Source organism: Lysinibacillus sp. fls2-241-R2A-57 (assembly GCF_030209535.1).
Lineage (GTDB): Bacteria > Bacillota > Bacilli > Bacillales_A > Planococcaceae > Lysinibacillus.
In genome coordinates, this window is record NZ_JARVRU010000132.1 from 1 (window position 1) to 8,361 (window position 8,361).

At 38.3% G+C, this 8,361-nt stretch carries 9 protein-coding genes; 2 read left to right on the forward strand and 7 right to left on the reverse strand.

Features of this window, described 5'->3' with window-relative positions:
• Positions 1-460: 460 nt before the first annotated feature.
• The 4 genes from QRN68_RS18985 to mutY form a co-directional block, all read right to left on the reverse strand.
• Positions 461-2,206: an ABC transporter ATP-binding protein gene (locus QRN68_RS18985; protein WP_285398462.1), complete on the reverse strand. Its 1,746-nt coding sequence runs from the start codon at positions 2,204-2,206 to the stop codon at positions 461-463.
• A 338-nt stretch (positions 2,207-2,544) separates the two neighbouring features.
• Positions 2,545-3,093, reverse strand: a complete 549-nt coding sequence (gene ntdP, locus QRN68_RS18990; protein WP_283869608.1) for a nucleoside tri-diphosphate phosphatase — start codon at positions 3,091-3,093, stop codon at positions 2,545-2,547.
• Between the two features lie 552 nt (positions 3,094-3,645).
• Positions 3,646-3,825: a gamma-type small acid-soluble spore protein gene (locus tag QRN68_RS18995; protein WP_285398463.1), complete on the reverse strand. Its 180-nt coding sequence runs from the start codon at positions 3,823-3,825 to the stop codon at positions 3,646-3,648.
• An 83-nt stretch (positions 3,826-3,908) separates the two neighbouring features.
• On the reverse strand, positions 3,909-4,943 hold the full coding sequence (gene mutY, locus QRN68_RS19000) for an A/G-specific adenine glycosylase (protein ID WP_285398464.1): 1,035 nt from the start codon (positions 4,941-4,943) through the stop codon (positions 3,909-3,911).
• A gap of 213 nt (positions 4,944-5,156) precedes the next feature.
• On the opposite strand from mutY, the gene QRN68_RS19005 reads away from it, so the two are divergent.
• The gene (locus QRN68_RS19005) at positions 5,157-6,143 is read left to right on the forward strand and encodes a metal-dependent hydrolase (RefSeq protein ID WP_285398465.1); all 987 of its coding nucleotides are present in this window, start codon (positions 5,157-5,159) and stop codon (positions 6,141-6,143) included.
• A 40-nt stretch (positions 6,144-6,183) separates the two neighbouring features.
• On the opposite strand, the gene QRN68_RS19010 is transcribed toward QRN68_RS19005, so the two are convergent.
• The 3 genes from QRN68_RS19010 to recX are packed head-to-tail and all read right to left on the reverse strand — an operon-like array spanning position 6,184 to position 7,583.
• Complete coding sequence (locus tag QRN68_RS19010) at positions 6,184-6,453, reverse strand: YfhJ family protein (protein ID WP_285398466.1); 270 nt, start codon at positions 6,451-6,453, stop codon at positions 6,184-6,186.
• Complete coding sequence (locus tag QRN68_RS19015; RefSeq protein WP_079562722.1) at positions 6,454-6,783, reverse strand: YfhH family protein; 330 nt, start codon at positions 6,781-6,783, stop codon at positions 6,454-6,456. It abuts the gene before it with no gap.
• A complete protein-coding gene (gene recX, locus QRN68_RS19020; RefSeq protein WP_285398468.1) occupies positions 6,780-7,583 on the reverse strand; it encodes a recombination regulator RecX in 804 nt (267 codons plus the stop codon). Before recX ends, QRN68_RS19015 begins: the two co-directional genes overlap by 4 nt.
• A gap of 69 nt (positions 7,584-7,652) precedes the next feature.
• Here recX and QRN68_RS19025 point away from each other — a divergent pair.
• A partial coding sequence (locus QRN68_RS19025; RefSeq protein WP_285398467.1) for a hypothetical protein occupies positions 7,653-8,361 on the forward strand: 709 nt, incomplete at its 3' end.

Consider the following 8,361-nt stretch of genomic DNA (forward strand, 5'->3'; position numbering starts at 1 on the left):
CACAGATAAAACATTTGTTGCTGTCGCTTCGCTTTCGCACAGATAAAACATTTGTAGCTGCCGCTTCGCTTTCGCACAGAGCAAAGCTTCCTGGGGCGTCCGCTGAGCTGCTAATCCCCAAGGAGTCACCCTGCCGGAACGAAGGTCAACTTATATACAAGGTATATGTCTTAAATAAATGTCATCCACATTTTTTGGTGATGAGCCCACTAAATACCACTTTTTCCTCCATTTTCAGATAATTCTAACTAAAAAATATTACTCTTTCAATCATATTTATTCTCCAATAAACATAAATTTTCTACATCGTTCGATTTTTTGTATTAATAATATCTTATTAAACAAGAGTGTTTTATAAAAATAACAAAAAAATAGCCTTCCATTTACGTTTAAATGGAAGACTTTTTATAGTTTATTTACTATTGAAGCATATTCGTTTAAATAATTTTAACTTGAAATCTCAATCTAAATGTTGCACTTGGAATAAATTATAGTATGTTCCCTCTTTTTGCATCAATTGCTCGTGCGTACCACTTTCAATTAATTGTCCATGATCTATAACTAAGATTTTATCTGCATGTGTAATCGTTGAAAGTCGGTGAGCAATTATAATGGTTGTACGTTCATGCGCAAGTACATCCAGTGATTCTTGAATAAGTGCCTCACTTTCTAAATCCAATGCAGATGTTGCTTCATCCAGTATTAAGATAGGTGGATTTTTTAAAAATACACGAGCAATTGCTACTCGCTGCTTTTGGCCACCTGATAATTTCACACCACGTTCCCCGACCTTTGTGTCATAGCCATTTGGCAAGCTCATAATAAAATCATGTGCATTTGCCGCTTTGGCAGCAGCCATGACCTCTTCATCGGAAGCATCTGGCTTACCCATTAAAATATTTTCTTTTACGGAATCGCTAAACAAAATATTATCCTGTAGGACTATGCCAATTTGTGAGCGTAAAGAATGTAATGTTACATCACGAACATCATATCCATCAATACTCACTGTCCCACTCGTTGTATCATAAAAGCGTGGAATCAAACTAATAATGGTTGATTTACCACCACCGCTCATTCCAACAAATGCAACTGTCTCTCCAGGTTTAATAGTGAAATTGATATTGTTTAAAATTTGTGAGCCATCTACCTCATATTGAAAGTTCACATTGTCAAAGCGGACCTCACCATGTGCCCGAGGTAGCTCTAACGCTTTAGCCTTATTTATTACTTCATATGGTTCGTCAATTAATTCAAACATTCGATCCATCGAAGCAATAGACTGTGTTAATGTCGTTGATGAACTTACGAGGCGACGAAGTGGACCATACAGTCGTTCGATATAGGCAATAAAGGCAACCATCGTCCCGACGGAAAGATCTCCATTAATAACCTGATAACCTGCATAAGCAATTACTAACAGAGGTGCTACATCCGTGATTGTATTCACCACTGCAAAGGATTTAGCATTCCATTTTGTCTGATCCAGTGCTTTCTCTAAAAATTCACCATTCGCTTCATCAAATAATTTTTGTTCATGCTTTTCTAACGTGAAGCTTTTAATAATGCTCATTCCAGCTACACGTTCATGTAAATAACTTTGCACACCTGCAAGTGCTTGTGATCGTTTACGTGTTAAAGATCGAAGTTTACCAAAGAAGTACTTCACGCTAAATGCATAGAATGGGAACGCAACTAATGCTACTAGCGTAAGCTTAACATCCATGGCAAACATAATACCAATCGCAATAACGATTGTCGCAAGGTCGAGCCAAACGTTCATCAAACCTGTCATGATAAAGTTTTTTGTCTGTTCCACATCGTTAATCACTCTTGAAATAACATCGCCAGCTCTTGTATTTGCATAATATCTTAAACTTAGTCGCTGTAAATGTGCATATATTTGTTGTCGAATATCAAAAAGCACTTTGTTGCTAACATGTTGAGCAAAATATTGACGGTAATACTCAATCGGTGGTCGAATAATAAAGAATACAATGATGGTACCACCTAACCAGTAAAACAGCTCTTTTGTTTTTTCTGCATCTGTTAAATGATCTGCAGCGATAATATCATCTAACACAATTTTGATTAGTAATGGGATAAATAACGGAATCGCAAATTTCACTATTCCAATTAAAATCGTTATAATAATTTCCCACGTATATGGTTTTACAAACCTCATATAACGCTTTATACTATCCAATTTATATCACATCCTTCTTAAAAGCCTCACCCTTTATGTAGAAAATAGTAAGCAGTTCACTACGTTCATTTCAGCTACATGGAGGACTTTTTTGTTAGCTCTATTACTTTCGCCATATAAAAAGAAACAGACATCCAAAAACTGAATGCCCAAACGTATTATAGCAATATTTCGATTGAAGTACAGTTAATACGGCTTTATTGCTCACTATTTTGCAATTAGATTATGGTTCATCACCAAAAGTTGAAGATGACATTTGTTAAAATATATGGTTGATTGAAGCCAAGGCTGGGCGATAAAAAAACACCCATTAGAAAAAACTAATAGGTGAAGTGTTGCTAACAATCATCTGCTTGCATATCGAGCTGAAACTTATAACGATTTGTCCAGGCATCGATGAAATCAGGTGCAAAGGGTCCTCTTTTCTGTTGAATCCAGCTAATTAATTTATCGACATTGCGCTTTAAAATTTTATCTATGACATCTGGATAAGACATTTCCTTCCGATGTAGTTCATATTCATCCTCATCTAAGAGTGAATAAGACATGTCAGGGAAAACTTTAATATCTAAATCATAGTCAATATATTTAATGGCATTATTATCGAAAACAAATGGTGAGCTTAGATTACAATAATAATACACACCGTCCTCACGTAACATGCAAATGATGTTAAACCAATGCTCCGCATGGAAATAACAAATAGAAGGCTCTCTCGTTAGCCACGTTCGACCATCGGATTCTGTCACAAGTGTTCGTTCATTCGCACCGATAATGATATTTTTCGTTCCTTTTAAAACCATTGTTTCTTGCCAAACACGGTGGATACGGCCATTGTGCTTATAACTATGTATTTGTATCGTTTCTCCTTCTACCGGTATTGCCATTTTTGAAGCCCACCTTTTCGTCTATGCTACCTAAATCTAGCAGTCTCTAGTATATTATAGCAATGTGTACGCGAAAGGTGTAGTTAGAAAACCACAAATTTCCCTGCGCTCTTTTGAATTTGTACAAAATTTTGTGAATTTGAAGCAAATTTTAATCACAACAATAACTCAATTGGAATTTTTTAATTTTTATTTCTTATTACTGAGCTGGCGGTTCTTCTGATCTGAGTGGTTTTTTATGGAGCCTGAGCGGTTTCTTCTCGAACCCGAGCAGTTTTCTTGTCTACCTGAGCGGTTTCCTCTTACACCCGAGCGGTTCTCTCGTCTACCTGAGCGGTTTCCTCTTACACCCGAGCGGTTTCTTCTCATACCCGAGCAGTTTTCTCGTCTACCTGAGCTCTTCTCACACCTGAGCAGTTTTCTCGTCTACCTGAGCGGTTTCTTCTCACACCCGAGCAGTTTTCGTCCAAAATTAAAAAGGAGCTGCCTTTTTTAATCTTTTCGATTTAGACAGCCCCTAAGAGGTAAATGCAATTATGCAATTACAAAGTGTTATTCACCAAGATCTTGGTTAGTTTTATTGAAGTTATTACCTGAAGCTTGAGCTTTCTTTTGCTCTGCTTTAGCATTTTGCTTTTGCACTTCATTAACGTCTGTTTCATAACCAAATTCTTGACTTTGACGTTGCATGTTTTTATTCGGCTGGAAATTTGAGTTGTTTTGCTTTTTCATTGTTCATTCACCTCCACGCTAATTATTGTGTACCGAGGTGAATGCTTTTATGCTCATAAATTTAATTTTTAATATTTTGTCGATTAATTCTTTATTTCTTGCCAAATTTTTAGCATTGGAACAGGCATGGGCAATAATTCTATCTGTTCGCGAGTCAGCCATTCGCCCTTTACTGTTGAATTACATTTCATAAAATAGCTATTTAGATGCCATGTTAAATGTGAAAAAACATGTTTAAATGTTAGCAAATCTTGTTGCGATTGAACTTTTATAGCATAGTCATTAATAAAAGTATCTATTGAATCTTTACCATGCTCAAGCATTGGAAACTGCCATAGATTAGCTAATAAACCCTCTGCTGGACGCTGCTCCAATAAAATCCGACCTTTGTCATCTTCACATACAAGAACATCATATGAGATATGCTTCATCTTTACTTTTTTAGATTTGACAGGCAGTTTTTCTGGCTCACCTTCATTAAATGCATTACAGTATTCCCGAACTGGACATAATAAGCATTTTGGGGAAGTCGGTGTACAAATAAGCGCACCAAGCTCCATTAAACCTTGGTTAAAGGACGATGCATTTTCAGGATCTATAAGTTCTTCAACAGCCGCTTCAAAAATCTTTTTAGTCTTCGGAACTGCTATATCATCATGAATAGTAAGAACACGACTTAAAACACGCATAACATTGCCATCAACTGCATGTTCGGGCTTGTTGTAGGCAATACTTAAAATAGCTCCAGCAGTATAGGGGCCTACACCTTTTAATTTTGAAATCTCATGGCGATTATCAGGTACTACCCCACCGTAATTCTCTAATACTTCGCGAACACCCGCTTGTAAGTTACGTGCACGGGAATAATATCCTAGGCCTTCCCAATGCTTCAATAAATATTCTTGTGGTGCTTCAGCAAGTAATTCTAATGTTGGAAAACTTTCCATAAAGCGATTGTAATAAGGAATAACTGTGTCGACACGCGTTTGCTGTAGCATTACTTCCGATACCCAGATTTGATACGGGTCCGTAGTATGCCTCCAAGGTAAATCTCGTTTCTCAACATTAAACCAATCGACTAAAGATTGTCGAAATTCTGTTACATATGGATAATTCACAGTGACCTCCAGTGTATTTACGATTTAAATTATGGTAAAAAGGGTATACAATTAAGAAAAGATCATTTGTGCGAAAACGACCAAAAACGTTATATTTAAAGAACATAGTTCAGCGCAAATGTTGATTAAGTAACTATCAAGTATTACGAATTATTGAAATATACATGTATGCAAATTGTACTCTAATTTTATGCATACTAGGAGTGGATATTTTTGGATTCAGGTACACATTTCGTTATGGGTATAGCCCTTGGTGGTCTTGCATTAGCCGATCCGGTAGTAGCAAACCATTCAATAACATTTACAGCAGTAATAGCAGGTACGATTATTGGCTCACAGGCCCCTGATGTCGATACAGTATTAAAACTACGCAATAACGCAGTTTATATTCGACATCATCGTGGAATTACACATTCACTACCAGCAGTAGCGATTTGGCCCATCTTAATTACAGCAGTTTTATCATTTATTTTTCAAGATGCAAATGTGTTTCATTTATGGCTTTGGACATTTTTAGCTGTAGTACTTCACGTCTTTGTTGATATCTTCAATGCTTATGGAACACAAGCAATTCGGCCATTCTCTAGAAAATGGGTTGCGCTCGGTGTAATTAATACATTTGATCCTATTATTTTCACACTACATTGCCTCGGCATTTTACTTTGGGTATTTGGTGCAAATCCAATTTGGACATTTAGCAGCATGTATATCATTATCATCGTATACTATATTTTACGATTTGCTGTTCAAAAGGCTGTTAAGAAAGCTGTGCATAATACCATTCAGGATGAAGAATATGTAATTGTAGCCCCTACAATGCGGTTCTTCCACTGGCGAATTGCAGCAAAATCAAAAACGCATTATTATGTTGGTCGTGCTTACGGACGAACTGTTAATATTTACGATAAATTCGAAATCGAACCGTTACCGAAAACACCTCTTATAGAAACAGCAATGAAAGATCGCAATCTCGCTGCATTCGTGTCGTTTTCGCCATTGTATCGGTGGGAAATTTCAGAGCTTGAAAACGGTTTAACAGAAGTGAGATTAATCGATCTGCGCTACCGTAGTGATAATCGCTATCCTTTCGTTGCTGTCGCTCATTTAAACGATGACAACGAGATCATCACTTCATACACAGGCTGGATTTTTACAGAAGATAAACTCCAGAAAAAATTACAGATTGGCGCAAGTAATTAAAACAGCAGCAAACCCTGACCAACATTTGGTCAGGGTTTTGTTATTGCACCATATCATCGCTAGCATCAAGTAGATGTGCGTATTTGGGGTTACGTCCCGCAAATGCATGCAGTTTATCACCATAGCTGGAAATTAATTGACGCACCAAATTTTCAGTATATTCAGCACCTCGATAAGCGTAACCAGCTTTTGCAGAAGTTGATTCAAAATCACTCCATAAAAGCTCAATCCATACTCGTGCACGCCCTACTGACATTTCCGGATTTTTTGCAAGTAACTCAGCAGTTAACTTTTCAATTTTCTCATCCATTTATTTGCCCACCTTTACAGGAGATAGCATCGAAACAGGTAAAGCCTCTTGGTATTTTTCGCCCCCTAAACGATGTCCCCACGCAAAGCGCCCTTTTAAATAATCCACTTGAAAAAATTCATTTTCAGAGCCGTCTATACGATACATCTCTCCAGGAATTATTGTATCTAAATCCACTAAATAGGCAGCCGCCATTAAAGCCTTACGCTCATACACAGCAAACTCATTAATGATTCCTAGCTGCTCTGCCTTACGTGCCTTTTCCTTAATCCTAGCTATTTCTTCACGTAATTCATGCTCTGACATGGCAGCATAATTTTTTTCGTTCATTCTTCATTCTCCTTCTCTTCTATAAAACGATCTATAACTTCTATAGGAAAACCCTTTTGATAGAGCGCCTGCTTTATTTTCATTTTCAGTTCATAACCAGTATACTTCGCTGAGTACTTTTTCCAAACTTTTTCGCCTTGTACATCAAGTAGCTGTTGCCATTCATCTTCCTCTTGCTCAATCTCTATTTGACTAAGCACCTCATCTACAACACTAAAAGAATAACCTTTTCGCATTAAAAAATCTTGAATTTTAGCTTTTATTTGTGTTGGCGTTTTCTTTTTTTCTGATCGAATTACCTTCTCAGCCAATTGTGTCGCAAGCTTTACCTGTTCCCCATGACTATATGTAGCAAGTACCTCATCCTGTAAGCTTTTATCAATCCCTTTTTTCATAAGGTCCTGTCTTATCGCTTTAGGCCCCTTTTTCATCGTAGCCTTTTTTGTATCAAGTAATGCCTTAGAGTAAGTTTCATCATTTAAAAAGCCATATGATTTCAGCTTTTGTATAGCCTCTAAAATAACTGCCTCCCCAAATTCTAACGAAAGAAGCTTTTTCTTGACCTCATGTTCACTACGCATTTGATAAGATAAAAAATTTAACCCTTTATTAAAAGCTTTTCGAATCTCATCCTCATAGGCAATTTCCTGAATATCAAATTCCTCAAGCACTTTACCCTTTGTTAATCCAAATTGAATGAGAATTGCCTCATCTACAGGAAAAGCGTATTCTTCGTTCAAATATATATTATAACGTTCTGGATTGTTTTTTTGACGTGCAATTTTCGTAATGATACGCATTAGTAACACCTCACTATTGACCATTATAACATTTTTCGTAGGTATTGCTTTTTCCCCGTGGGTATTATGATGTTCGCGGGTATTTCACCTTTGCGCGCGGGTATTCACTTCTCTTTCGCGGGTATTTTCACGTTGCGCGCGGGTATTCTTCTCTTCCGCGGGTATTTCCCTGTTGCGCGCGGATATTCGCTTCTCTTCCGCGGGTATTTTACCGTTGCGCGCGGGTATTCACTTCTCTTTCGCGGGTATTTTCACGTTGCATGCGGGTATTCTTCTCTTTCGCGAGTATTTTACCGTTGCGCGCAGGTATTCACTTCTCTTTCGCGGGTATTTTACCGTTGCGCGCGGGTATTCTTCTCTTCCGCGGGTATTTCCCTGTTGCGCGCGGGTATTCACTTCTCTTCCGCGGGTATTTCACCGTTGCGCGCGGGTATTCACTTCTCTTTCGCGGGTATTCTCCCGTTGCGCGCGGATATTCTTCTCTTCCGCGGGTATTTCACCTTTGCGCGCGGGTATTCACTTCTCTTTCGCGGATATTCTCCCGTTACGCGCGGGTATGATTCTCTTCCGCGGGTATTTCCCTGTTGCGCGCGGACATTCTTCTCTTCCGCGGGTATTTCCCTGTTGCGCGCGGATATTCGCTTCTCTTCCGCGGGTATTTTACCGTTGCGCGCGGGTATTCACTTCTCTTTCGCGGGTATTCTCCCGTTGCGCGCGGATATTCTTCTCTTCCGCGGGTATTTCACCTTTGCGCGCGGGTATTCACTTCTCTTTCGCG

Coding starts and splice junctions, on each gene's coding strand:
- ntdP (WP_283869608.1), bottom strand. CDS start 3,093: ATGGCAATACCGGTAGAAGGAGAAACGATACAAATACATAGTTATAAG.
- QRN68_RS18995 (WP_285398463.1), bottom strand. CDS start 3,825: ATGAAAAAGCAAAACAACTCAAATTTCCAGCCGAATAAAAACATGCAA.
- QRN68_RS19010 (WP_285398466.1), bottom strand. CDS start 6,453: ATGGATGAGAAAATTGAAAAGTTAACTGCTGAGTTACTTGCAAAAAAT.
- QRN68_RS19015 (WP_079562722.1), bottom strand. CDS start 6,783: ATGAACGAAAAAAATTATGCTGCCATGTCAGAGCATGAATTACGTGAA.
- recX (WP_285398468.1), bottom strand. CDS start 7,583: ATGCGTATCATTACGAAAATTGCACGTCAAAAAAACAATCCAGAACGT.